This is a genomic window from Pseudomonas sp. (genome assembly GCF_030698175.1).
Lineage (GTDB): Bacteria > Pseudomonadota > Gammaproteobacteria > Pseudomonadales > Pseudomonadaceae > Aquipseudomonas.
Genome location: NZ_JAUYNT010000017.1, coordinates 144565 through 170478, shown reverse-complemented (window position 1 = coordinate 170478; position 25914 = coordinate 144565). Strand labels below are relative to the sequence as shown.

Here is a 25914-nt window from a genome sequence, read left to right as displayed (position 1 = left end):
GTCAGCGCAGCGAGTCGCCCAAGCCCCATGCCCCTCTATGAACCCTTCCTGTCGTCGCGCTACGTCGCGCCCCTGCTGGCGATTCTGCAGCGCCAGCACGCCAGCGACCTGGAGCGCATTCTCGAACGCGCGCAACTGCCGGCGCAGAAGCTGCAATTGGCCGGCGAGTTCATCACCTTCCAGGAGTTTGATCGCCTGCTGTGCGCCGCCGCCGCCGAACTGCAACGCGACGACCTGGGTTTTGAGCTTGGCCAGAACATCAGCATCGATAACCACGCGGCACTCGGCGTGGCGCTGCGCCAATGCCGCACGGCCGACCAACTGCTGCGCCTGGGTGCGCGTTTCAGCAAGCTGATCACCAATGGGTTTTTCTTCACCTACCAACGGCACGCCGATTATGGCGAGTGGCTGATTCGCCCCGCGGCCATGCTGAGCCAGCAGACCTTGTATGCCATGGAAGAACTGCTCGCGGTGTCTTTTCACAGCGACATGACGGCCATGCTCAAGCAGGCGCCGGGCTTGGAGATTTTCCTCTCGATGCCCAGGCCGGCGCATGCCGAGCGTTATGCGCGGCTACGCCCGACACGCTTTCAGTTCAGCGCCAATGCCTTGCCCGAAGTCCGCTGCCGTTTGCCCGCAGCCCTGCTCGACCAACCCCTGCACCAACCGGCCGGCAGCCCACCGCTCGATGGCGTCGAGCTGGCCAACCAAGACTGTCCAAACCAACGGACCAAGCAATACAGCCAGTGGCTGGCGATGATGCTGCGCGAGGCCGAAGGCGTGCAACCGCGCCTGGCCGAGCTGGCGCAGATGCTGGCGATCAGCCCGCGCAGCCTCAACCGCTACCTGCAAGCCGAAGGCACCAGCCTGCACGAAATGAGCGCCCAGATACGCTGCGAGCGCGCCATGCTGCTGCTGGCAAAATCTGACGAACCGATCAGCCAGATCGCCTACCGCTTGGGCTATGCCTCGCCGGCAAGCTTCTTTACCGCCTTTCGCAAACGCCTGCAGATCGGCCCACGGGAATACCGCCAGCGCGCCATGGCCGAAACCCCCGCGGCGCAGTAATCACCCGCGACAGAGCGAATGCCGCAACACCCCAGCCCTTCGATTGGCTGCCGCACCATGGCCGCATATGACCGTAACATTGGCTGATGTGAACCTGTGCCCGCCCGCGCTAGCCGGCCATAGTTCGAGCACCTTCATTGCCGACTCAGGGAGTCATCATGGCCAGCACCACACCGGCAGGTTTGCAGATTCGCCCGCGTCATCTGGACTTTAATTTGCCCAGCCCCCTGCCGCGTCACTGGCACGGCGGCGATGCCTTCAAGAGCCATCTGTTCGACGCCATGTCGGTGCTGTTCCCCGACGGCGAACGCTTCTTTATCGACTCGGTGCGCCAGTTCCGCGACCAGATCAGCGACCCCATACTCAAGGAGCAGATCCGTGGTTTTATCGGCCAGGAAGGCCACCACAGCCGCGAGCATCTGGAGTACAGCAACCGCCTGCGCGAACTGGGTTACGACATCGGCACCATCGAGCGCCGGGCCCAGGCACGGATTCGCTTCACCCAGAAGAAATTCTCGCCAGAGCGCCAGCTGGCCGCCACCGCGGCGCTGGAGCACATCACCGCAATCCTCGCCGATGGCCTGCTGAAAAACTCCAAGGCCCTGGACGGCGCCATCCCGCAGATGAGCCGCCTGTGGCGCTGGCATGCCCTGGAAGAAACCGAGCACAAGGCGGTGGCGTTCGATGTGTACAAGCAGGTCTGCGGCAGTCGCAAACTGCTGCGCCGGGCCATGCTGATGGGCACCTTCTTCTTCATTTTCGACACCAGCCGCGGCATGCTGCACATGCTCAAAGAAGATGGCCTGCTGTGGAACTGGCGACTGTGGCGCGATGGCCTGCAATGGAGCTGGGGCAAGCAGGGGATTTTCCGCCCGCTGATCGGCGCCTACCTGGATTTCTTCAAGGCCGGCTTCCACCCTTGGCAACACAACAACCTCGACTTGCTCGAGCAATTTCGCGACGAGTTCGAGCCACCCGTCAGCGCCGCCGCCTGAAACTAAAAAAGCCCCGCGAGGGGCTTTTTAGTGGCTATAAGCAGATACATGTTGCACAGGACCTAACCTTTCTAGACAGGAAATTAGCCTTGATACCTGTGCTGCCTGCACCGGCCAATCGCGGATAAATCCGCTCCTACAGGGTTGGCCAGCCGATTAAATTATTGCAGGTGCCGGGCTTGTGTAGGAACGGATTTATCCGCGAAGCAAGCGTGAGTACGCTGACAATCCTGCAGGGCTCCCCCACATTCATCAGGGCCACAAACCAGAGACTACAGGGCTTGCGCTTTGCAGAAAATAACTAGGACACAGCTTTTTTTATAACTGCCAGATGCTTCTGGCAGCTGCCGGTATCGACCTTCAAGCCTGCAAAAACCTCTGAGTATCGGCGGCGCTTTGGGCGGGAATTTCTTCCATAGGGACGTGCCCGACGCTGGCATACACCTGCACCTGAATCGAGGGTAAATCGCGCTGCCAAAGTGGCACGTGCTGCGGTGAAATCCAGCGGTCGCGGGCGCCCCAGAGCAACAGCGTCGGCGCTTGAATGGCCGCCACTCGCGCTGGTGTGCTGTGCAGCTCGTCGCGATTGACCTGCAGCAACACCCGGAAGATTTCCATCATTGCCTGGCGATTGCCCGGCCGCCGGCTGAGGTCGTAGTAACGGTCAACCACGCCCGGCTGAATCCGCTTCGCGTCGCCATAAACTTCTTTAATTCCCTGGGCGATCAGCGCCCGTGGCATCCACAGCGGCATCAACCGGGTTGCACCGGGCAGCACCGCCGCAGCGATCATCCACGGCACCTTGGCCATCGGGTAGCCGGCGGGGTCGATCAACACCAGCTTGGTCACCCGCTCGGGTTTGAGCAGGGCGTAGTTCCAGGCGATATAGCCGCCCAACGAGTTGCCGACAATCGCGGCCTTGCTCACGCCCAGATGATCGAGCAACAAGTCCAGCACCTCGGTCATCCGCTCGGGTGAGTAGACGCCGTCCCGGGGTGGCCCGGTGAGGCCAAAGCCCGGCACGTCGAAACGAATCACCCGATAGTCAGCGGCAAAGGTCGGCAACCAGGCGTCCCAGGTGTGCAGCGAGGACACCACGCCGTGGATCAGCACCAGCACCGGTTTATTGCGGTCGCCCTCATCGCGGTAGTGCAGATTAAAACCGCCCAGTTCGATAAAGCGTGAGCCGCAATCGGGATGGCCATAACGCTGCTTTAACGCCGCCAGCGACAAAGAACCAAAGCCCAAACGGGCCATGCCTTCCGCCAACGGCGGCAACAGGGCGGAATTGGCAAGCGACATGCGGGCACCTCATACATATTGTTTTTATCGGGTGCTTATCAGAGCACGCAGGCGCCGCCCTGGCGCCCAATCTAATGGTCAGTGGGGCCCGATGAGCCGGGCATATCAGGCCAACTAAGGATACAAATCAGGGCACGAGGCTCGGACAGAGCGCAGCGATCAGCAAGTCGCCCATCACCTGTTTGGCCTGCTCGATCTCGGCGCGTTTGGCCTGGCGGCCGAGCAGCTCAAGGGATGCCGCCTCCAGCGCCCAGATCAGCGCCCGATAAGTCAGCGGATGGCGCTGCGACTGGCCCGCCTCCAGACGCTCGATCAGCAGCCGGACCATTTCCAGATGGGCGCGCTGGCGATGGGCGGCCAAGGGCGAGTCGGCGCGCAGGGCTTCTTCCTGCATCAGCCGGATGATCGGCCCGACCGCCAGGTGATAGTCAAAAAACAGCGCGACCATGGCCCGCAGCCAAGTCTGCGGGCTGTCGGCCACCGGCTGCATCTCGCCAAAACGCGCCAACAGCAAAGACACCGACATCTGGTAGATGCTTGCCAGCACCTCCATCTTGTTGCTGAAGTATTTGTAGAAGGTGCGCCGCGACACATTGGCCGCCGTCAGCAGGTCATTCACCGTGGTTTCGGCCAGGCCCTTGCTGGCGAACATCGGGATCGCCGCCAACTGGATATTGGTCCGCTGCAAATGCCCCAGCAGCGGCCCCTCCACCTGCGCCCCCTGCTGGCGGGCGACCGCGCCGTAACCGCCGAGGTCTTCAAACACCGCGCGCACCGCGCCATTTTCAGTTGCCTCTAATGACATTGACCCGCACCCCCAAGCAAATTCTCGGCTGCATCTAATGCCATTGAGCCGCACTCCCAACCAAGGCGCGGGTGACGGCGGCGGTTGAGCTGAGTACTCTTGGCCACGCCCTCACCCACCGGACTGTTCTTTGCCGATGAAGCTAACACGCCGCTTGCTCTGGCCGCTGGCCATCCTTTTGTTGGTTATTTGCCAGCCGCTGCGCGCCGGCGAGTTGTTTTACCTGGGCGAGAAGATTCCCGACGTGCAAAAACCCTGGGACAGCGCCAGTTACCAGCAGATGATCGCGGCCCTGCAAAAACTCGACAAAACCCAGGCCAACGCCCTGCCACGGCGCAGCGGCGAGTTCACTGGGCCGATCTACCTGCGCATGGTCAGCGTGGAAAACTTCAAGCCCCAGCTGAATATCTATGCACCTCTAGAGCTGCGGCAGAACGAGGCCCGCGAGTTGTTGTTCCAGCTCAAGGAGCTGATGCGCCTGTACTTTGATTTTGGCGCCAAACAGCAGCCTTACGGCGCCGAAGCCCTGGGCCTGATGACCTACTCGATGCAGCAGCAGGCGGTGCTGTTCACCCTCACCACCGAGTTCTGGACCACCCTGTCGCCCACCGAGCAGAGCAATCCGGTGCGCCTCAAGGGCCTGCAGGAGACCAAGGCCGCCGCCGCCATGCTGACCGCCAGCGCCCTCGACTATCTGGAGTTGAGTAAACAATTCAGCCAGGAAGACTTGGTGCTGTATGGCGCAGAGCTGGGCAAGCAATTGCCCGGCTTATTCGTACATTTGCCCAGCGACGTGCGCCCACAACTGCTCGCGCGCATCGACAGCCTCAGCCGCCAGCACCCCTACCCCCAGGTGCGCAATAGCCTGACGGAGCTGCTGCCGGTGTTGCTGATGATTCAGGCCGACGTCGAAAAACAGCAGGCGCAACCGCTAAAACGCCCCGCCCCGGCGGCCAGCAAACTCGACCTGTCGGCGCCCAAGGAGCCACAGCTCTAGCGGGCAGATTAGAAATTGGCTCTGTCCCAGTTACGTGTGAAGGACGATTGCGTAGGGTGGGCTTCAGCCCACCGCCTCTGAACGCCGCAATATTGGTGGGCTAAAGCCCACCCTACGCAAAGCCCAGCGCCGCTAGCTCAACCAGCGTGCGGGCACAGCTTAGAAACTCAGGCCGACACTCAACGCCAGAAAATCACGATCGCTGCGTGGGTTATAAGCGCCGCCAAAGAAGCTGTTGTAACTCAGGCTGGCGTTGTAGCTGTGCTGAAACTCGGCCGCCAAACCGACGCCAAGCGCCTTGCTGCCCTGATTGAACTGCGGGCCGTAACCACGCACATCCTGAGCCAAGGCCAGATTGGGCGACAGATTAAGGCCCGGCCACACATCCGCGTACTCCAGGCTGGCGCGCGCGCGATAACCCCAGGACTGCTCGGTGTAAAAACCGTGCTCGTTACAGGCCTGAGCGCCCTGGGGGTTGAGCCCAGCGCACTGGCGGTTATCCGGCAGCTGCCCCACCCCATACACCGCATCGCGGCCGAAACGCAGTTGGCTGTCCGCCACACCGTTGAGATGGGCGACGCCGACCTCGGCCTGCAGATTGAGCTGTTCGGCGCCCAGCACCTGCTCGACCACCTGGGTAAAACCCAGTTGCAACTGGGTCATGGCACGGCGCTGATAACCGCGCAGCCGACTGCCGGCCGCCCCGCTGGCATAGCCACTGCTGAGCAGCGGATTAGCCGCCATGGCCATCGGTTCCAGGGCCACCAGAGTTAAGTCGGCACCATTGAGTTGCAGCGGCATATTCGGGCTATGACTGAGTTGCGCAAACAGCCGGGTGCCGCCGCGCTCACGGGCAATGCTTAGGCCGTACTGGCGAATATCTTCTGGGTAGCCCATTTGGTACTGGGCACTGGTTGCGCCGCTTAGCGGATCAACCTGCCCGACGGGCTGGCCAACCTGGGTGCTGAAAAACGCCCCACGGCTATGGTAGTTCAGGGCATACAGGCCCAACTCGCTGCCGCCTAACGCCTCCGCCTGCCAGTGCAGCGCCACCCCGTACTGGCCACTGTCGCGGGCCTCTTGATCGGGCAGGCGCGGCAGATAGCGATAACCAGCCGCCTGCGGGGCAAAGTCGGAACCGGCAACCGCCAACCGGCTGTCGCAGCCCTGGGCCTGCACATCACTGACGGCAAAGAAAGTGCCGCAATTGCTCTGCACCTCGGCTTGCCAGTCCAGCTGATAAAACAGTTCGGCTGAAAGACTGGTTGTCAGTTGCTGGCCCAGGTGCAACAGATTGACCGGCAACGCGCCGTCTTCGATGGGCGTCGCCGGCCGCTGCAAGGCTTGGCGATCCAGCGGGTTGATGCTGTTCAGCGGATTTTCCAGCAAGTGGCTCTCGCCCCAGCGCAGCAGCTGTTTACCGCCGCGCACGGCGCCGGCTAAGTCGCCGTGTGGGCCGTCGAGTTGGTAGTTGTGGTAGCCATAGGCTTCGAGGATTTCGCCGCCCGAGGCCTGGGCGCCGGGCTGACGGCCGTGGTCATCGACGTCATAGAGCGGCAAGGATTGCTCCAGCAGACTGAAGTCATACCAATAGTGGCCACGCACGAACAGGCCGCTGTCACCCTGGCGTAACTCCAGGCCATGCCAGCCATCGAAGCGTTTGGAGAAGGCATCGCCACGGGCAAAATTTAGCCGGCCATCGTCGCCAGTCTGCGCCGCGGCCGTGCCGCCGTTACGCGTGCCGATCAGCTCGCGGTCCGGCGCACTCATGGCCCAGTCGACTTCCAGCGCCAAGCGCGAATCGAGGTTGGCCTCCAGCCCGCCAATATTGAACGGCACCGCCCAGGCCGGCGCCGCCAGGGTGCAGGGCAAACTCAATAGCAGCCGGGCAAGGGCGCGCGAGCATAGCGTGCGAAAGGCTGGGGAATAAAACGACGACATGAAATTCTCAGGAAAATACTGCCGGGCAAATCCGCCCGCGCACCGCCAAGGGCTGGCAGCCATTAATCGCCAAGTTTCCAGTGCCGGCCGGCCGCAGGCAAGTCTTGGCGCAAAGCAACGAATGGCAAGGCCATGTGCTCGTTATGTGTTGATGCCCATTATCCGATGGAAAGCCGGTCGTAGGATGCGGTGGAGCGCAGCGATACCCATCACGGGCTTGATCGCCGTCGATACTCGATGGGTATCGCAAGCTCAACCCATCCTACAAAGGGCTTAGGCGCGGCAACACCTAACCACTACACAACCAATAAAAAACGGGCTGCCAGCGGATGCCGACAGCCCGTTTCAATACAGCACAGCTGTGCAGTCTTGGCGCCTCAGCATAAGCCTTGGAGGTTTAGACAGCGCCAGGCGTTAGCCCTTATACACTCGACAAACAGTCGCTGTTGTCGGCTTGCCACTTGGCCACTTCGACCCGAATCAGCTTTTTATCCAGCTTACCGACGCTGGTTTTCGGAATTTCGCTGACCACCGCGATCTGCCGTGGAATGCCCCATTTGTTGATCCGGCCTTCGTCCACATAGGGCAGCAAATGTTCCTGCAAGCCCTTGGCATCCAAACTCTGGCCCTCGTGCAGCACCAGCAGGGCGAACGGTGTTTCACTCCAGCGCGGGTCGGGCACGCCGATCACCGCCACTTCGCGCACGGCGGCATGGCGGCTGATCAGGTCTTCCAGCTCCAGCGAGGAAATCCACTCGCCGCCGGTCTTGATCACATCCTTGATGCGGTCGCGGATGTCGATGTAACCCAGCTCATCCAGAGTCGCCACGTCGCCGGTGTGCATCCAGCCGTTTTCCCACAGCTCGGCGCTTTTTTCCGGCTCGCGGAAGTAGCCCTGGGTCAGCCAAGGCGAACGCAGTACCAACTCGCCCTGAGTGTGGCCATCGGACGGCAAGTGATTGCCCTCGCTGTCCATAATCGCCACTTCCACCAGGGCCACTGGCACACCGGCTTTGATGCGGTAGTTGATTTGCTGGTCTTCGCTGGCGGCCAGCAGCTCTTCGTTGACGTAGGCGCAGGACACAATCGGGCAGGTTTCCGACATGCCATAGGCGGCGGTCAGCTGAATGCCGCATTCCTTGGCCCGCAGGTACAGCGAACGGGTCAGGGCAGCGCCGCCGATAATCACCCGCCAGCCGTTGAAGTTCAGTCCTTGCGCGGCCTTGGTGCCCATCACCATTTGCAAAATGGTCGGCACGCAGTGGGAGAAGGTGACCTTCTCGCGTTTGAACAGCTCCACCAGCAATTCCGGCTCATAGCGGCCCGGGTACACCTGCTTGAGGCCCAGCATGGTCGCTACGTAGGGAATGCCCCAGGCATGCACATGGAACATCGGGGTGATCGGCATATACACATCATCGGTGCCCATCAGCCGAATGCTGTCGAGCGAGCCGGTGGTGGTGGCCAGCGCCAGGGTGTGCAGCACCAACTGACGATGGGTGAAGTACACGCCCTTGGGGTTGCCGGTGGTGCCGGTGGTGTAGAAGGTGGTCGCGACCGAGTTTTCGTCGAAGTCGGCAAAGGTATAGCTCGGGCTGGCGGCGGCCAGCAGGTTTTCGTATTCACCGACCAGATTGAACAACTCGGCGCTCTTGGCTTCGCCATCGGTGAGCAAAATGGTCTTTTGCACCGTTTGCAGGTGCGGGGCTATGGCATTGAAGATCGGCACGAAGTCGCTGTTAATCAGCACGAACTTGGCTTCGGCGTGATTCATGGTGTACAAAATTTGCTCCGGCGACAGCCGCACATTGACGGTCTGCAGCACCGCACCGAGCATCGGTACGGCGAACATGCACTCCAGGTAGCGGTGGCTGTCCCACTCCATCACCGCCACGGTGTCGCCGGCCTGGACACCGGCCTCGGTCAACACATTGGCCAGTCGCGCGATGCGCTCAACCAGGGTCGGGTAACTGAAACGCAGCTGGTCGCGATAGACGATCTCGCGGGTGCGCTCGTAACGGGCGCCAGACAGCAGCAGGCTTTTAATCAACAAGGGCGACTGGTGGGCATTGGCTGCCGGGGCAATTACACGCGTCTGCAACATGGGAGAGACCTCAAAGCTGGGTTTATTGTTGAATTTTTTATTGCTGCAATTGAAGGCACTCAGAGCGCTTTTATCTTCGCGGCGATCCGTTGATCGCGGCACACAAAAAAACACCATCCGTGACTCTTTTTGCGTTTATGGTCACCCGGTAGAATAAACTCCAGAAAGTAGTTTTATCCACCCTCCCCTTATTACATGACAAAGGTAGAGTTTGATGTCCGATATCGTCATCGTCAGCGGCGCCCGCACCCCCATGGGTGGCTTCCAAGGCAGCCTGTCCAGCGTTCCTGCCGTCGAACTGGGCGCCATCGCCATCCGTGAAGCCGTGGCGCGCGCCGGCATTGATGCCTGCGATGTCGAGGAAGTTATCATGGGTTGCGTGCTGCCGGCAGGCCTCAAACAAGGTCCGGCCCGCCAAGCCGCACTAAACGCCGGATTACCCAGCGCAGCCGGTTGCACCACGGTCAACAAGCTCTGCGGTTCGGGCATGAAAGCCGTGATGCTGGCCCACGACGCCCTGAAAGCCGGCAGCAACAGCGTGATGGTCGCCGGCGGCATGGAAAGCATGTCCAACGCCCCCTACATTCTGGAAAAAGCCCGCACCGGCCTGCGTATGGGTCACGGCGAAATCAAGGACCACATGTTTCTCGATGGCCTGGAAGACGCCCGCACCGGCCGCCTGATGGGCTCGTTTGCCCAGGAAACCGCAGACGCCAACGGCATCACTCGCGAAGAGATGGATGCTTACGCGATTGAGTCGCTCAAGCGCGCGCAAAACGCCATCAACAGTGGCTGGCTGGCCAGCGAAATAGTCCCGGTCACCGTGACTAGCCGTAAAGGCGAAGTGCTGGTGAAAGACGACGAGCAACCCCTGAACGCCAATCTGGAGAAAATCCCGACGCTGAAACCGGCCTTTCGCAAAGACGGCAGCATCACCGCCGCCAACGCCAGCTCGATTTCCGACGGCGCCAGTGCCCTGATCATGATGACCGCCGAAGAAGCCGCCCGCCGTGGCCTCAAGCCGCTGGCGAAGATAGTCGCCCACGCCACCCAGAGCCAAGACCCCAGCGAGTTCTGCATTGCGCCAGTCGGCGCTATCACTAACCTGCTGAAAAAAATCGGCTGGGACAAGGCCGAGGTCGACCTGTTCGAGATCAACGAAGCTTTCGCCATGGTCACCATGCTGGCCATGCGTGAGCACGACCTGGACCACGCCAAAGTCAACATCTTCGGCGGCGCCTGCGCCCAGGGCCACCCGGTTGGCTCGACTGGCTCGCGGATCATCATCACCCTGATCAACGCCCTGCAACGCACCGGCGGCAAACGCGGCATCGCCGCGCTGTGCATCGGCGGCGGTGAAGCGACTGCGGTGGCCATCGAGCTGATCTAAGTCGCTTTTGTAGGGTGGGTTAGTGGCGCAGAGCAGGGTTTGAAAATCAACTGCAGCATCTGTGCGCCACGTAACCCACCAAACGGTAATCGGCCTGCCCCATCTGGTGGGTTACGGCGCAACTGACTAAGCATCAGTAGATAGCCCGTGGTCATGCGCCCCACCCTACGAATTCCCGCGCTCCAGGCATCGCCTAGCCTGTCCACCATCTATCCAGTCCATACACGCGGCTAAAATTCAGTGCAGCTCGCTCAGCGCCACTTTAATCCCCAGCGCCACCAGCACCGTGCCCATCATCCGGTCGAACCAATGGCCCATGCGGATAAAACCGTTGCGCACACGCGCATGGCTGAACAACAAAGCCACCGCGCAAAACCACGCCGCCGTCGCCACCGCCAAATAGGCGCCATAACCGGCCTGCACCAGCAGCGGCGTTTGCGGGCTGATCACCAGGGTAAACAACGACAGGAAGAACAAGGTCGCCTTGGGGTTTAACCCGTTAGTCACAAAGCCGCGGACAAAGGCGCCACGGGCGGTCACCGCCACCGCCTCAAGCGCCTGCTGGGCTTGCAGTGGATCGGCCGGTTTGGCCCGGAGCGCGCGAATGCCGATATAAATCAGGTAGGCCGCCGCCAGCCATTTGAGCAGGTTAAACAGCATGATCGACTGCGAGACGAGCAAGCCAATACCCAGCAAGCAATAACCGACATGCAGCAGAATCCCGCTGCCAACGCCGATGGCCGTCCAGACACCCGCATGCCGACCGCTGCCGACACTTTCGCGCACCACAATGGCGAAGTCCGGCCCAGGGCTGGCGACTGCCAGTAAATGCACCAAGGCCACAGTGAGAAATTCTGTCCAGTACATGGGCTGCGCCACCGCAAATAGGCTTCTGATAGGCTGGTCAGCTTAACAGGCCGTTGGAAAAATACTGCGCTCGGCCATGCTGCGTTGAAATCAGCCTAAAAATGCTTATTTACGACCAGTAAACTGCGCTTTTTCGGCTGATTTCGCCTTGCCTGACCTTCGCTCGCTACCTTTTTCAACGGCCTGTTAGCCCCTTGCTCCCCCACTTAAAAAGGTACAGCCGATGAATACAATCAGCCGCGCGGTATTTCTCGACCAGGCCTCCCTTGATCTTGGCGACCTCGACCTAGGCCCGCTGCACGCCAGCTTCGGTGAACTGCAATTGCACGGACAAAGCCGTCCCGAACAGGTGATCGAGCGTCTGCGCGGCGCCAGCGTAGCGATCATCAATAAGGTGGTGCTTGACGCCGCGACCCTGGCCGCCTGCCCGCAGCTCAAGCTGATCCTGGTCGCCGCCACCGGCACCAACAATGTCGACCTGGCCGCCGCCCGCGCGCTGGGTATCTGCGTCAGCAACTGCCAGGCCTACGGCACCCAGGCCGTGGCCCAACACACACTGATGTTGCTGCTGGCCTTGGCCGGCAGCCTGCCCGACTACCAGCGCGCGGTAACGGCTGGGCGCTGGCAACAGGCCGCGCAATTTTGCCTGCTGGATTTCCCGATTATCGAGCTGGAGGGCAAGACCCTCGGCCTGCTCGGCCATGGCGAACTGGGCAGCGCGGTGAGCCGCTTGGCGCAGGCCTTTGGTATGCGCGTACTGCTCGGCCAGCTGCCCGGGCGCCCAGCGCGCGCCGACCGTTTGCCGCTGGCCGAACTGTTGCCGCAGGTCGATGCCCTGAGCCTGCATTGCCCACTTACCGAACAAACCCGCAACCTGATCGGCGCCGCGCAATTGGCCGCGATGAAGCCGACCGCGTTGCTGCTAAATACCGCCCGCGGTGGCTTGGTTGACGAACAGGCGCTGGCCGCCGCGCTACGCGCCGGTCAGTTAGGCGGTGCGGCTGTTGACGTGCTCAGCATCGAGCCACCGAGCGCCGGCAATCCACTACTGGCCGCCGACATTCCACGACTGATCATCACCCCGCATTGCGCCTGGGGCAGCCGCGAGGCGCGGCAACGCATAGTGCTGCAGCTGGTCGACAACGCCTTGGGCTATTTCGCCGGTGCGCCGCGCCGGCAGGTCGGCTAAGCTGCGCCCCGTTTTCTGCCCCCCCTTTTTTCTGCATTTAGGAGCCATCCATGGACCCGCGAAGCGAAGTACTGCTGCGTCAGAGCGCCCTGTTTACCGGCAATCTGCTGCTCGCTGGTTTGCCGGCCGACGACTTGCTCGCGCAATTGCCTGCGGCCCACGGCTGGAGCTGGCTGGTGGGCGAACAGGCGACCCTCAGCAGCCGCTTCGTTGAGCGTTGCCAGTTCGGTATCACGGCCCCCGAGCGCAGCTTCGAGGCGGCGGTGTTGTTTTTGCCCAAGTCCCGCGAGCTGTGCGACTACTTGCTGCACGCGCTGGCGGCGCGCCTGGCCGGTCGCGAGCTGTTTCTGGTCGGGGAAAAACGCGCCGGCATCGAACGCGCCGCCAAACAGCTGCAGCTGTATGGCAGGCCACGCAAACTCGACAGCGCCCGCCATTGCCAGCTCTGGCAAGTGACGGTCGACCAGGCCCCGGCAGCACCGGACCTGCATGCGCTGGCGCAACGCTATGAACTGCCATTGGCCGACGGCCCGCTCAGCGTCATCAGCCTGCCCGGCGTGTTCAGCCATGGTCGGCTGGATCGCGGCACTGCCTTGTTGTTGCAACAGCTGGACAACCTGCCGGCGGGTCATCTACTGGACTTTGGTTGCGGGGCCGGCGTGCTCGGCGCCACCCTCAAACGTCGCTATCCGCACAGCCGGGTGAGCATGCTCGACGTTGACGCCTTTGCCCTCGAAAGCAGCCGGCTGACCCTGGCCGCCAATGGCCTGGAGGCCGAGGTTATAGGTGGCGACGGCATTAACGCAGCCCCCCTGGAGCTGGATGCGATCCTCACCAACCCGCCCTTTCACCAAGGCATCCACACCGAATACCAAGCCACCGAAACCTTGCTGCGCCAAGCCGCGCAACACCTGAAACCGAGTGGCGAACTGCGCCTGGTGGCCAACAGCTTCCTTAAATACCCACCGCTGATCGAGCAACACCTGGGCCCCTGCGTGACCCTGGGCACGGGTGCTGGTTTTCATCTGTACCAAGCCAAACGCCAGCCCGCACCAACCAAAGCGCGCCGCGAACGCGAGCCGAGAGACCCCAGCCGGCGTTACTAACGGCCCGATTAGACTCGGCGATGGTCAAAGGCGGGTTGTCCTCGGCGCCACACTTGGGCAAAATGCGCCCCGTCCTAGGGGAGTAATCTCTCGCCAGCGCCGGGTTTATCTCGGCGACTCCAGGCCGGATGAAAACGCACACTGTGGTTTTCACCCGATCTAGCTGGCAGGCAGTCGTCAACATACTTGGTCCACCGACCATGGCGACTGGACCCCGGCCTGAGCTTTCAGGCCTGCGGTTTGACCAGACCTATGACACGTACACCTCACCCGGGGCGGGAAGGTCGTATGTGTCATAGCACTCAGTCGACCCGCCCCTGAGGAATCCCCATGTTTGAATCTCTCTTGGTCCCTACGGGCATCGTGGCTATCGCTGAAATCGGCGACAAGACCCAACTGTTGGCCCTGCTGTTGGCGGCGCGCTTTCGTAAACCCTGGCCGATCATCGCCGGCATCCTAGTCGCCACCCTGGCCAACCATGCCGCAGCCGGTGCGGTGGGCAGCTGGGTGGCGAGCTTCTTCTCGGCGGCAACCCTGAGTGCGCTATTGGCGGTGGCTTTCTTTGCCGTTGCGCTGTGGACCCTGGTGCCGGACAAACTCGACGATGACGAAGCCAGCGGTTTTAAACGTTATGGCCCGTTCCTGACCACCCTGGTGGCATTCTTTCTCGCCGAGATGGGCGACAAAACCCAAGTAGCCACCGTCATGCTGGCGGCGCAGTACCCGCATTTCTGGCTGGTCATCCTCGGCACCACCTTAGGGATGCTGCTGGCGAACGTGCCGGTGGTGCTGGCTGGTAACTTTGCCGCCGAACGCCTGCCCCTGACCCTGATTCGCCGCGTGGCGGCCTGTGCCTTTGGCGTATTGGCGCTGATTGCCGGGTACCAGGCGCTGCACTTAAGCGGATTAGTCTGACTGCATCGATACCTGTAACCGCCGGCACTTCAGCCAATGCCGGCGGCTACAGAATGGCTAGAGTGAGTTATCAGTCATGCACGTTAGTCCTACAAATGGAGCGTTTTATGTCATTGGAAGAGCATAAAAAGCTGGTTCGCAAACATATCGAACTGTCCTGGAATAAGGGCCACCTGGCCCTTAGCGAGCGCCTGCACAGCAAAGATTTCCTCTACAAAAGCTCATTCGTCGGCCGGCAACTGAACAGCGCCGAATTTAGCCACATGGTCCAAGAAATCCGTAGTGCCATGCCAGACTTGCAAGTGGTGATCGAGGAGTGCGTCGCCGAGGGCAACAAGGTGGTGACCTGGAGCACCATGATTGGCACCATTGAAAAACCGGCCTTTGGTTATCCGGCCAGCGACAAGGTGTTGAGCATTTCGGCGATGGCCTTCTGGACCCTCAGTTTCAACGGTGAAATCCAAGAAATCTGCACCATGTTCGACATGGAAAGCTTTCGCGCCCAACAAGGGCTGACCATCCAAGCGCTGGAAGCTAAAGCGCTGCCTTAACATCCTCTGGCATAGCCCTAAAAGCACACGCCATGCACTCTCGGCAATCGACTGTACAAGCGCTTAAACCTTTCAAGCCCGCAGCGGTGCGGCAACCCTAACGGCTCCATTATTTAGCCCGCTAATGACGAGCCAGCAGCAATCATTCTTTGACGACTCTCAAGACTTTGCCAATACTCACTGATAAGTACAGTTTCGCGCATTGACCAAGGAATCGCCATTTGAAGCTTGATCTCAAGCACAGCCTGTCATTGAAACTTCTGCGCGTGGTGCTGCTGTCGGCATTGGTGGTCGGTGTGGTGTTGAGCTGCGCGCAAATCGTTTTCGATGTTTATAAAACCCGTCAAGTAGTTGCCACCGACGCCCAGCGCATTCTGGCCATGTTCAGCGATCCGTCGACCCAAGCGGTCTACAGCCTCGACCGTGAAATGGGCATGCAGGTAATTGAAGGGTTATTCCAAAACGACTCGGTGCGCATGGCTGCCATTGGCCATCCGAACGAGCCGCGCCTGGCCGAGCGCTCGCGCGACTTGCTGAATATCGATAGCCGGGTGTTCACCGATGTAATCCTCGGCAAGCAGATGGAATTCAGCGCCCCACTAGTCGGCCGCGGCCCGTTCAAGGAGTACTACGGCGACCTCACCATCACCCTAGACACCGCGCCCTATGGGCAAAGCTTTATTGCCAGCTCAATCATCATCGTCATCTCCGGCGTGCTGCGGGCGCTGGCCATGGCCATGGTGTTGTACTTTGTTTACCAGTGGCTACTGACCAAACCGCTGTCGAAAATCATCGATCACCTGTCCAACATCAACCCCGACCGCCCCAGCGAACATCAGCTGCCAATGCTCAAGGGCAACGAAAAAAACGAACTGGGGCTGTGGATCAATACCGCCAACCAACTGCTCAGTTCGATCGAACGCAACACCCATTTACGCCGCGAAGCCGAGAACAGCCTGCAGCGCATGTCGCAATATGACTTCCTCACTGGCCTGCCCAATCGCCAGCAACTGCAAGAGCAACTTGACCATATTCTGGCCGACGCGGGCCGCGTGCAGCATCGGGTTGCGGTGCTGTGCGTGGGTTTGGATGACTTCAAAAACATCAACGAACAGTTTGGCTACCAGACCGGCGATCAACTGCTGCTGTTGCTCTCTGACCGCTTGCGCAGCCACAGCGGTCGCCTGGGCGCACTGGCACGCTTGGGTGGCGACCAGTTCGCGCTGATCCAGGCCGACATTGAGCAACCTTACGAAGCGGCTGAATTGGCGCAAAGCATTCTTGACGACCTTGACCTGCCCTTCGCACTCGAGCCGCATGAGATTCGTCTGCGCGCCACCATCGGCATCACCCTATTCCCCGAAGACGGCGACAGCACTGAGAAACTGCTGCAAAAAGCCGAACAAACCATGACCCTGGCCAAAAGCCGTTCACGCAACCGTTATCAGTTTTACATCGCCAGCCTCGACAACGAGATGCGCCGGCGCCGCGAGCTGGAAAAAGACCTGCGCGAAGCCTTGGCCCGTAACGAACTGCACTTGGTTTATCAGCCGCAAATCGATTACCGCGACAAATGCGTGGCCGGTGTCGAGGCGCTGCTGCGCTGGCAACATCCGCAACACGGCTTTGTTTCTCCAGATGTGTTCATCCCGCTGGCCGAGCAAAACGGCAGCATCATCGCCATCGGCGAATGGGTACTGGAACAAGCCTGTAAGCAACTGCGTGAATGGCATGACCTGGGCTTTATCGACCTGCGCATGGCCATCAACCTGTCCACCGTACAACTGCACCACAGCGAATTACCGCGGGTGGTCAACAATCTGATCCAGGTCTACCGCCTGCCACCGAACAGCCTGGAGTTGGAAGTCACCGAAACCGGCCTGATGGAAGACATCAACACCGCCGCCCAACACCTGCTGAGCCTGCGCCGCTGCGGTGCGCTAATCGCCATCGATGACTTCGGTACCGGCTACTCCTCCCTGAGTTACCTGAAGAGCCTGCCGCTGGACAAAATCAAGATCGACAAAAGTTTTGTTGCTGACCTGATCGACGATGCCGACGACGCCACCATAGTGCGCGCCATCATCCAGCTGGCGAAGAACCTCGGTATGCAGGTCATTGCCGAAGGCGTCGAGACCGTCGAGCAAGAGGCCTACATCATTGCCCACGGCTGCGACGAGGGCCAAGGCTACCTGTACAGCAAGCCGCTGCCAGCACGTGAGATCACCCTGTTTCTTAAACAGTCGCGGCAAACCGGCAACCTGATCAACGTTGCCGCCTCGGCCAGCTAACACGCCGACTACAAGGCTAAAACCGACGCCCGCCTTCGCGGGCGTCGATGTTTCCGGGCCCGCGCCAAGCCAGCAAAAGCACTGCGCCAGCCGGTTATCAGGCAATGGCATTTACGCACAAAGATGTAATGCAAATCCTTCGCATTACGTTGTAGTTTCAAGTAATATCCCGCCATCGTTATCTTGCCGCTAAGGACTTCGCCATGTTCCGTACGCCCCTGCTCAGCGCCAGCTTGCTGACACTCGCTATTACTCTTGCCGGTTGCGGCGAACAAACTTCAGCGCCAGCGGCCAAAACCGCAGCGGTCAGCGCCACTGCCAGCCAGCTCGACCAAACGGCCGGCAAAGCCGTGGTGGCTCATTATGCCGACCTCGCCCTGGCCGTGTTTAGCGATGCCCTCAGCACCGGCAAAACCTTGCAGCAAGCGATTGATGCCTTTATCGCCAAGCCCAACGACGAGACCCTGCAAGCAGCTCGCGCGGCCTGGTTAGCGGCGCGCCCAACCTACATGCAGAGCGAAGTGTTCCGCTTCGGCAACTCGGTGGTCGATGACCTCGAGGGCCAGCTGAACGCCTGGCCGCTGGATGAGGGCCTGATCGACTACGTAGCCAAGGACTATCAACACGCCCTGGGCAACCCCGGCGCCAGCGCCAATATCATCGCCAATACCCAGGTACAGGTTGGCGAAGACAAGCTCGACGCGAGCAAAATCACCCCTGAACTGCTGGCCAGCCTCAATGAGCTGGGCGGCTCCGAGGCCAACGTCGCCACCGGTTACCACGCCATTGAGTTTCTACTCTGGGGCCAAGACCTGAATGGCACTAACGCCGGCGCCGGCACTCGCCCTGCTAGCGACTATGCGCTGGATGCCAGCTGCACCAATGGTAACTGCGAGCGTCGCGCCGCCTATTTGAAAGCCGCCACAGCGCTGCTGGTCAGCGACCTCGAAACCATGGTCAGCCACTGGCAACCCAACGTCGCCACCAACTACCGCACCAGCTTGCTGGCTGAGCCGGTGGAAAACGGCCTGCGCAAAATGTTCTTCGGCATGGGCAGCTTGTCACTCGGCGAACTCGCCGGCGAGCGCATGAAGGTTGCACTGGAAGCCAACTCCAGCGAAGACGAGCACGACTGCTTCAGCGACAACACCCACAACTCGCACTTCTACGACGGCAAAGGCATCCGCAACGTCTACCTGGGCGAGTACCAGAAAATCGACGGCAGCACCTTGAGCGGCCCAAGCCTTTCATCCCTGGTCGCTAAAGCCGACGCACAAGCCGATCGCAAGTTGCAGGACGACCTGAACAATACCCAGACCAAGCTGCAGGCCTTGGTCGACAGCGCCAAGCAGGGTCAGCATTTCGACCAGCTGATTGGCACCGAGAACCAAGCGGGTCAACAAATCGTCCGCGACGCCATCGCCGCATTGGTCACCCAAACCGCCGCCATCGAGCAAGCCGCCGGCAAACTGGGCATCAGCGAGCTGAAGCCAGAAACCGCCGACCACCAGTTCTAAGCGCAACAATCGGCCAACGGGCGCCCCTCACTTGTGAGCCGGCGCCCGTTGGCATTTTTGGATAAGCCCCATGCATCACCCATTAATTGCCCGACTCAGCTGCAGCCTGGTGCTACTGCTGAGTCTTGGTGCTTGCGACCAGCCAGCACCGCAGGCCGAGCCCGGCGAAGCCCTGTCGGCCGGGAGCGCCACGGTGCAGAGCAGTGATCGCAACGCCTTCTCGCAGCCCTCGGCCAACCTGTCGGCACTGCGCCGCCTGAATTTCAGCGTCGGCAACAGTTTCTTTCGCAATCCGTGGGTCATGGCACCGTCCACCACCACCGCCCGCGATGGGCTCGGCCCGCTGTTTAACACCAACGGCTGCCAGAACTGCCATATCAAAGACGGTCGCGGGCACCCGCCCACGCCGAACGCGGTCAGCGCCGCCTCGATGTTGGTGCGCCTGTCGATTGCGGCCGGCCCGGCGGATGTCGGCACTCTTGAACGCCAGGGTTCGGTGCCGGAGCCGGTGTATGGCGGTCAGTTGCAAGACATGGCGATTCCCGGCACCGCCCCCGAGGGCAAACTGCGCCTGGACTATGACTATCAACAACTGCAATTTGCCGACGGCACCGCGATTGAGCTGCGCCAGCCGCGCCTGCAGATCAGCCAGTTGGGCTACGGTCCACTGCACCCGGCCACACAGTTTTCCGCCCGGGTGGCGCCACCGATGATTGGTCTGGGATTGCTCGAGGCCATCGGCGAGGCCAGCGTGCTGGCCAATGCCGACCCCGAAGACAACAATGGCGACGGGATTTCCGGCCGGGCCAATCGAGTCTGGGACGATCAACAGGCGAGAACCGGGCTGGGCCGCTTCGGCTGGAAAGCCGGGCAACCGAACCTCAATCAGCAAAACGCCCACGCCTTTGCCGGCGACATGGGTCTGACCACAGCCTTGCTACCCAGCGATGACTGCCGCCCTAGCCAAACCGATTGCCGTGCGGCGCTCAATGGCGGCACGCCCGAGGTCAGCGAACATATCCTCGCCCTGGTGTTGTTTTACAGCCGCAACCTCGGCGTACCGGCCCGGCGTCAAGTGGCGGACCCGCAGGTGCTGGCCGGCAAAGCCTTGTTCCAGCAAGCCGGCTGCGCCAGTTGCCATACGCCGCGTTTCACCACCGCCGCCGAGGCCGCAGAACCCGAGCTGGCCAACCAACTGATTCGCCCCTACAGCGACTTGTTACTGCATGACATGGGCGAAGGTTTGACTGACAATCGCCCCGAATTCTTGGCTAACGGTCGCGAATGGCGTACCCCGCCGCTATGGGGCATCGGCCTGACTGAAACCGTCAGCGGCCACACGCAGTTTTTGCATGACGGCCGCGCACGTAACCTGCTCGAAGCGATTATCTGGCACTCCGGCGAAGCCGAAGCGACCAAGCAACAGGTACTACAATTTGACCGTCAACAACGTGCAGCCCTGCTGGCCTTTTTACAATCTCTTTAACTTATCCACCTTCGCCCCGGAGCCGCCATGTTGCGCACGCCCATTACTGCCGCACTCTTAGCCCTGGCGCTCAGCGCCTGCAGCCCCAGCGATCCACTGCAAAAAACCAGCAGCGCGCTGGCCAGCGGCGTGCTGCTGCCGGCCTACAACCATTGGCTGAACGCCGACCAACAGCTGGCCGCCAGCAGCCAGGCGTTCTGCAGCGCCAACGCCGACTTAGCCGCCACACGCCTGGCCTGGTTGAATGCACAAAGCGCCTGGAGCGCCCTGCAACCCCTGCTGGTCGGCCCCCTGAGTGAGGGCAATCGGGCGTGGCAGGTGCAGTTCTGGCCGGACAAAAAAAACCTCGTGGCCCGCCAGGTCGAAGCCTTGCTGCAGAGCAAAACCGCCCTCACTCCGGCTGAGTTGGATAAAGCCAGCGTCGTGGTGCAGGGCCTGAGCGCCAGTGAATACCTGCTGTTCGACACCGCCATCGACCTCACTCAAGCGGCGCAAAAAGATCGCTACTGCCCATTGCTGATCGCCATTGGTGCGCACCAACAAGCACTGGCCGGCGACATCCTCAGCCAATGGCAAAGCAGCGATGGCATGCTCGTGCAGCTGCAGAGCTTCCCCAATACCCGCTATGCCGACAGCAAAGAAGCCATTGCCGATTTACTGCGCACCCAAGTCACCGGCCTGGAAGGCATGAAGAAGCGTCTGGGCACGCCACTGGGACGTCAGACTAAAGGCCAGCCGCAGCCGTTTCAGGCCGAAGCCTGGCGCAGTAATGCCAGCCTAAGCAACCTCAGCGCCAGCCTGAACGCCGCCGAGCAACTCTGGCTGGGCAGCCAAGCCGATGGTTTGCGCAGCCTACTGAGCAGCCAGCAAGCCGAGCTGGCCAGCCGCATCGACAACGCCTACCAAAACAGCCGCCGGCAGCTGGCCGCCCAGCAACAACCGCTTAGCCAATTGCTCGCAGGCGAAGCCGGCCGCAGTCAACTAAACGCCCTGTACGACAGCTTAAATACCCTGCACCGCCTGCACGAAACCGAGCTGGCCAAGGCCTTGGGGATTCAGCTGGGCTTTAATGCAAACGATGGCGACTGAGGCATAAGCGAGCATGAATCGGCGACACTTTCTCGGTCTGGCCGGCCTGAGCCTCGGCAGCCTGGCGGCAGCGGCCGCCTTTAGTGGCTGGACCCTCAGCCGGCAAGGTCCGCAAGCCTTGCTGTTGTCGGCCCGCAACGATGCCGACGGCCGGCACTTGGCGGTTGGCTATCGGCTCGACGGCAGCCGGGTCTTCAGCACCCAGGTCAGTGAGCGCTGTCACGACGTGGTGGCCCATCCAAGCCTACCGCTGGCCTTGTTTGTCGGACGCCGGCCAAGCACCCAGAGCTATTTGATCGACTGCCGCGACGGGCGTCTGGTGCAAACCCTGCACTCACCCAGCAACCGGCATTTTTATGGCCACGCGGTGTTTCACCAAGGCGGCGACTGGCTCTACTGCACCGAGAACGATACCCGCGACCCCGGCCGTGGCGTGCTCGGCGTCTATCGCCTGCAAGGCGACCAACTGCAGCGCCACAGCGAGCTATCCACCCACGGCATCGGTCCCCATCAACTGTTGTGGCTGCCCGACGGCGAAACCCTGGTGGTGGCCAACGGCGGTATTCGCACCGAAGCCGACAGCCGCGAGGCGCTCAACCTCGACGCCATGGAGTCGAGCCTGGTGCTGATGCGCCGCGACGGCAGCTTGCTGAGCAAAGAACAGTTAGCCGCCCAACAGATGAACAGCATCCGCCATCTGGCCGTGGCGGCCGACGGCACCGTGGTCAGTGGCCAGCAATACCAAGGCGACCCAAGCGATGCCGCTGCTTTGCTCGCCATCAAACGCCCCGGCCAACCGTTCAAAGCTTTTCCACTGGCCGAGGGGCAACGCCAAGCCATGCAGCAATACTGCGCGAGCCTGGCGATTCACGATGAGTTACGGCTACTGGCACTGACCGCGCCACGGGGTAACCGGCTGTTTATCTGGGATCTGGACAGCGCCGCGGTGCGCCTCGATGTGCCGCTACCCGATTGCGCCGGCGTCGGCGCGGTGCCTGAGGGTTTTGTGGTCAGCTCCGGCACCGGTCGCTGCCGCCTGTATGACTGTAGCGGTGCACAAATTGTCGCCACGGCGCTGCAATTGCCCGCCGGGCTTTGGGATAACCATCTGCGCCTGAGCTAAAAAACCTTTCGCGGCTCAAGTTAGCTTTTCTTAAGCCGACCTATACTCTCAATAGCCCCAGGTTCGACGCCGTAACGCGCTTGGCAGCTGACTGCATTGGCATTTATTGAGAGGCTGCGACCATGTTCCTGAAGCGTTCCCTGCGTGCGCAACTGCTAGCCCTATTGGGTGGCAGCTTGCTGCTGATTTTACTGATTGCGCTGTCTTGCTTTAACTCGCTGTCCAACAGCCTGCAGGCCTATCAAGGTCTGCTGCAAGGCCCGATTGACGCCTCGCTGTTGATCGATGAAAGCAACATCGAGTTCAAGACCCAGGTCCAGGAATGGAAAAACCTGCTGGTCCGCGGGCAAAACCCTGCTGACTTTGACAAGCACTGGGGGCAGTTTGAAAACCAGGAGCGCAAGGTCCAGGAGACGCTTGGCAAACTGCTCAAAGAAGTCGATTTTGATAAAGCCATAAAAACCCAAGTCGAACGCCTGCGCGCCGAGCACCAGAACCTCGGCAATGCCTACCGCAAAGGCCGCGATGCTTTTGTAGCGGCCAGCCACGAAGCCAAAGCCGGTGATATGGCGGTGAAAGGCATAGATCGCGCCGCGAGCGAGCAAATGACCGCACTGAGTGCGCAGCTGCACATCCTGGCGCTTGATGAAGCCAAAACGATTAATACCAATGCCGACAGCACTATTTTGTACGGCACTTTGATCATGCTGATATCGGTGGTAGTCATCAGCTTGGTTAGCCTCAGCCTGCTCAACACAGTCTTGCTGGCACCGATGAACCGCCTGCTCGGGCATATTGAGCAACTCAGCCATGGCAAAATTGGCCAGCGTCAGCAGAACCGCCGCGAGGACGAGATCGGCCGGCTGACCGATGCCGCCAACCTGCTGCGCGACTTCCTTGCCGATGCCAGCCGCGAACTGCAGCACAGCACCCAAGAGTTGGACAGCGCCAGCGGCAACCTCAATGACATCTCGACCCTGATGACCCACGGCGTGCGCGAGCAGTTCAACCGTACCGATCAAGTGGCCACGGCCATGCAAGAAATGTCCGCCACCGCCCAAGAAGTTGCCCGCCACGCGGTAGAGGCCGCGCACGCCGCCGATGATGCCGACAGCTCGGCGCGCCAGAGCGATGGTGTGATGCAATCGACCATCCTCACCATTACCAGCATTCGCACCGAAATCGCCAACACCGCCGAGGTGATTCGCACCCTCGAGGCCGATAGCGGACGCATCGGCAAAGTGCTGGAGGTGATCCGCGGGATTGCCGAACAAACCAACCTGCTGGCACTGAACGCCGCGATTGAAGCGGCGCGCGCCGGTGATGCAGGCCGCGGCTTCGCCGTGGTGGCCGATGAGGTCCGCAACCTGGCGAAGAAAACCGCCGACTCCACCGCCGAAATCAACCAGATCATCAGCACCGTGCAAACCGGCGCCGTAAATGCCGTGAAGGCCATTGAAAGCGGCCAGCACCGCAGTGAAGAAGGCGTCGAGCAAGTCACCCAGGCCGGCGCCATGCTGCAACGCATCACCGGCGCGGTAGAGGCGATTCGTGACATGAACCGCCAGATCGCCACCGCCGCCGAGGAGCAAACCGCAGTGGCCGAGGATATTTCACAAAACCTCACCGAAATCACCGCCATCGCCAACGCCAACCAAGCAAACGTCGAGCGCACACAAGCGGCCAGTCATGGCTTGGCCGAGCTGTCCAGTCAGCTGGGCAAGGTTAGCCGGCGCCTGCAAACCTGATCAACGCAGCACCCGTCACAACACTCGCCGCCGCTCTTAGGGCGGCGAGTTGTTTATGGGCCAATTAACGCCAACGTTCGGCCATTAAACCGACAAACAAGACAGTTTGTTGCATAAAAGCGCCCCAGTAATCTTTTGCAAAGCGGCACTTTTGACTCGCCAGCACCCCGGCGCTAAGGTGCCAGGCTTGCCTACCGCCCCAAGCCAAGGATCTGGAATATGTTGCGCCGTCGCCTGCTAACCATGCTGAGCGTGGTCACCCTTGTGGTACTCGCCCTCGCCGCTGCCAAATTTGTCTCTATCTACCAGCAAATTCAGCAATTCTCCGCCCCACCCCCGCTCATCGCAGTGAGCGCCACAACCGCCAGTGAACAACTGTGGCAAAGCCGCTTGCCAGCCATCGGCAGCCTCAAGGCGTTTCAAGGTGTCGACTTGACCGTCGAAGCCGCCGGCACAGTGAAGCACTTGGCGTTTCGCTCAGGTGAAAAAGTCAGCCTCAACCAGCCACTGTTGCAATTAGACAGCGTGGTAGAGCAAGCCAGCCTGGCCACCGAACAAGCCGAACTGGCTTTGGCGCAAGTTGAGCATGAGCGCGGCAAAAACCTGCTGGCGCGCCAAGCGCTGTCCAAGAGCGAATACGACCGTTTAAGCGCCGAGCTGCAAAAATCCATCACCCGCGTGGCACAGCTGAACGCCTTGTTGGAGCGCAAGCGCATCATTGCGCCATTCGCCGGCACTATCGGCATCCGCCAGGTCGATGTCGGCGATTTCGTCACCTCCGGCACCACGGTGGCAACCCTGCAGGACCTATCGAAACTGTTTGTCGACTTCTATCTGCCTGAACAAAACGTGCCGCAATTGGCGCTGGGCCAACAGGTACGGATCAGCGTGGCGGCCTATCCCGGCGAGGTGTTTATTGGCGAGATCACCGCCATTAACCCCAAAGTCGAGGTCAGCACGCGCAATCTGCAAGTGCGCGCCCTGCTCGCCAATCCTGACGCCAAGCTACTGCCCGGCATGTTTGCCAACCTGCAAGTGCTGCTCGCCAGCCAGGCCAAGCAAGTGGTGGTGCCAGAAACCGCCATCACCTTCACCCTCTACGGCAACAGCCTGTATGTGGTTGGGCCAAAAGAGCAGCCGGCCGCCAGCAACCCCTGCACCTCAAGCGCCGGGCAACTGCTCTGCTGGCTGGGTTTAGCCAAGGCCCCAGAAGCGGTAGAGCCGCAACAATCCCTGGTGGTTGAGCGGCGCTTTGTCAGCACCGGCGAGCGCCGCGATGGACTGGTGATCATCAGCAAAGGCTTGCGCGCCGGCGAGCAAATCGTCACTGCCGGCCAGCTCAAGCTCGATAACGGCGCCAGTGTCAGCCTGGTTGCAGACCAGGCCACGACGCCAGCTCCCGCTAGCCCGTCTGCCGCCAACTGATTAGG

20 protein-coding genes are annotated in these 25914 nt (G+C 61.0%); 15 read left to right on the top strand and 5 right to left on the bottom strand.

Annotated elements, in window-relative coordinates:
* Positions 1–27 precede the first annotated feature (27 nt).
* Positions 28–1068 (top strand): AraC family transcriptional regulator, encoded by a 1041-nt coding sequence (locus Q8R10_RS08590; protein ID WP_305652862.1) that lies wholly within the window; start codon positions 28–30, stop codon positions 1066–1068.
* A 158-nt stretch (positions 1069–1226) separates the two neighbouring features.
* Positions 1227–2063, top strand: a complete 837-nt coding sequence (locus tag Q8R10_RS08585) for a metal-dependent hydrolase (RefSeq protein WP_305652860.1) — start codon at positions 1227–1229, stop codon at positions 2061–2063.
* Positions 2064–2423: 360 nt separating this feature from the next.
* Here Q8R10_RS08585 and Q8R10_RS08580 read toward each other — a convergent pair whose 3' ends face one another.
* Both Q8R10_RS08580 and Q8R10_RS08575 read right to left on the bottom strand, forming a co-directional pair.
* On the bottom strand, positions 2424–3365 hold the full coding sequence (locus Q8R10_RS08580; protein ID WP_305652858.1) for an alpha/beta fold hydrolase: 942 nt from the start codon (positions 3363–3365) through the stop codon (positions 2424–2426).
* 127 nt (positions 3366–3492) lie between these two features.
* Positions 3493–4170 carry a TetR/AcrR family transcriptional regulator gene (locus Q8R10_RS08575; RefSeq protein ID WP_305652856.1) on the bottom strand — a complete coding sequence of 226 codons (678 nt, stop codon included), beginning with the start codon at positions 4168–4170 and terminating at the stop codon, positions 3493–3495.
* A gap of 136 nt (positions 4171–4306) precedes the next feature.
* Here Q8R10_RS08575 and Q8R10_RS08570 point away from each other — a divergent pair, with 136 nt between their 5' ends.
* Positions 4307–5167 carry a hypothetical protein gene (locus Q8R10_RS08570; RefSeq protein WP_371133303.1) on the top strand — a complete coding sequence of 287 codons (861 nt, stop codon included), beginning with the start codon at positions 4307–4309 and terminating at the stop codon, positions 5165–5167.
* A 159-nt stretch (positions 5168–5326) separates the two neighbouring features.
* On the opposite strand, the gene Q8R10_RS08565 is transcribed toward Q8R10_RS08570, so the two are convergent.
* Complete coding sequence (locus tag Q8R10_RS08565) at positions 5327–7108, bottom strand: DUF1302 domain-containing protein (protein WP_305652852.1); 1782 nt, start codon at positions 7106–7108, stop codon at positions 5327–5329.
* 421 nt (positions 7109–7529) lie between these two features.
* Positions 7530–9212 carry a fatty acid--CoA ligase gene (locus Q8R10_RS08560; RefSeq protein ID WP_305652850.1) on the bottom strand — a complete coding sequence of 561 codons (1683 nt, stop codon included), beginning with the start codon at positions 9210–9212 and terminating at the stop codon, positions 7530–7532.
* A 214-nt stretch (positions 9213–9426) separates the two neighbouring features.
* On the opposite strand from Q8R10_RS08560, the gene Q8R10_RS08555 reads away from it, so the two are divergent.
* A complete protein-coding gene (locus Q8R10_RS08555) occupies positions 9427–10602 on the top strand; it encodes an acetyl-CoA C-acyltransferase (RefSeq protein ID WP_305652848.1) in 1176 nt (391 codons plus the stop codon).
* 237 nt (positions 10603–10839) lie between these two features.
* Here the strand turns inward: Q8R10_RS08555 and Q8R10_RS08550 are convergent, their stop codons facing one another.
* Positions 10840–11469, bottom strand: a complete 630-nt coding sequence (locus Q8R10_RS08550) for a LysE family transporter (protein WP_305652846.1) — start codon at positions 11467–11469, stop codon at positions 10840–10842.
* A 223-nt stretch (positions 11470–11692) separates the two neighbouring features.
* On the opposite strand from Q8R10_RS08550, the gene Q8R10_RS08545 reads away from it, so the two are divergent.
* The 11 genes from Q8R10_RS08545 to Q8R10_RS08495 all read left to right on the top strand — a co-directional run bounded on the left by Q8R10_RS08545 (position 11693) and on the right by Q8R10_RS08495 (position 25909).
* Positions 11693–12658, top strand: coding sequence for a 2-hydroxyacid dehydrogenase (locus tag Q8R10_RS08545; protein ID WP_305652844.1), 966 nt, complete (start codon positions 11693–11695; stop codon positions 12656–12658).
* Between the two features lie 50 nt (positions 12659–12708).
* The gene (locus Q8R10_RS08540) at positions 12709–13764 is read left to right on the top strand and encodes a class I SAM-dependent methyltransferase (RefSeq protein WP_305652842.1); all 1056 of its coding nucleotides are present in this window, start codon (positions 12709–12711) and stop codon (positions 13762–13764) included.
* A gap of 330 nt (positions 13765–14094) precedes the next feature.
* Complete coding sequence (locus tag Q8R10_RS08535; protein WP_305652840.1) at positions 14095–14679, top strand: TMEM165/GDT1 family protein; 585 nt, start codon at positions 14095–14097, stop codon at positions 14677–14679.
* A gap of 107 nt (positions 14680–14786) precedes the next feature.
* Positions 14787–15230: a ketosteroid isomerase-related protein gene (locus tag Q8R10_RS08530; RefSeq protein ID WP_305652838.1), complete on the top strand. Its 444-nt coding sequence runs from the start codon at positions 14787–14789 to the stop codon at positions 15228–15230.
* Between the two features lie 221 nt (positions 15231–15451).
* Positions 15452–17521 (top strand): bifunctional diguanylate cyclase/phosphodiesterase, encoded by a 2070-nt coding sequence (locus Q8R10_RS08525; protein WP_305652836.1) that lies wholly within the window; start codon positions 15452–15454, stop codon positions 17519–17521.
* 203 nt (positions 17522–17724) lie between these two features.
* Entirely contained in the window at positions 17725–19038 is a 1314-nt protein-coding gene (locus Q8R10_RS08520; protein ID WP_305652834.1) for an imelysin family protein, read from the top strand.
* Between the two features lie 70 nt (positions 19039–19108).
* Entirely contained in the window at positions 19109–20524 is a 1416-nt protein-coding gene (locus Q8R10_RS08515; RefSeq protein WP_305652832.1) for a di-heme oxidoredictase family protein, read from the top strand.
* Positions 20525–20551: 27 nt separating this feature from the next.
* Complete coding sequence (locus tag Q8R10_RS08510) at positions 20552–21613, top strand: imelysin family protein (protein WP_305652830.1); 1062 nt, start codon at positions 20552–20554, stop codon at positions 21611–21613.
* Positions 21614–21626: 13 nt separating this feature from the next.
* Positions 21627–22736, top strand: a complete 1110-nt coding sequence (locus Q8R10_RS08505) for a DUF1513 domain-containing protein (RefSeq protein WP_305652829.1) — start codon at positions 21627–21629, stop codon at positions 22734–22736.
* A 122-nt stretch (positions 22737–22858) separates the two neighbouring features.
* Complete coding sequence (locus Q8R10_RS08500; protein ID WP_305652827.1) at positions 22859–24484, top strand: methyl-accepting chemotaxis protein; 1626 nt, start codon at positions 22859–22861, stop codon at positions 24482–24484.
* A gap of 219 nt (positions 24485–24703) precedes the next feature.
* Positions 24704–25909 carry an efflux RND transporter periplasmic adaptor subunit gene (locus tag Q8R10_RS08495; protein WP_305652826.1) on the top strand — a complete coding sequence of 402 codons (1206 nt, stop codon included), beginning with the start codon at positions 24704–24706 and terminating at the stop codon, positions 25907–25909.
* The last annotated feature ends 5 nt before the right edge of the window (positions 25910–25914 follow it).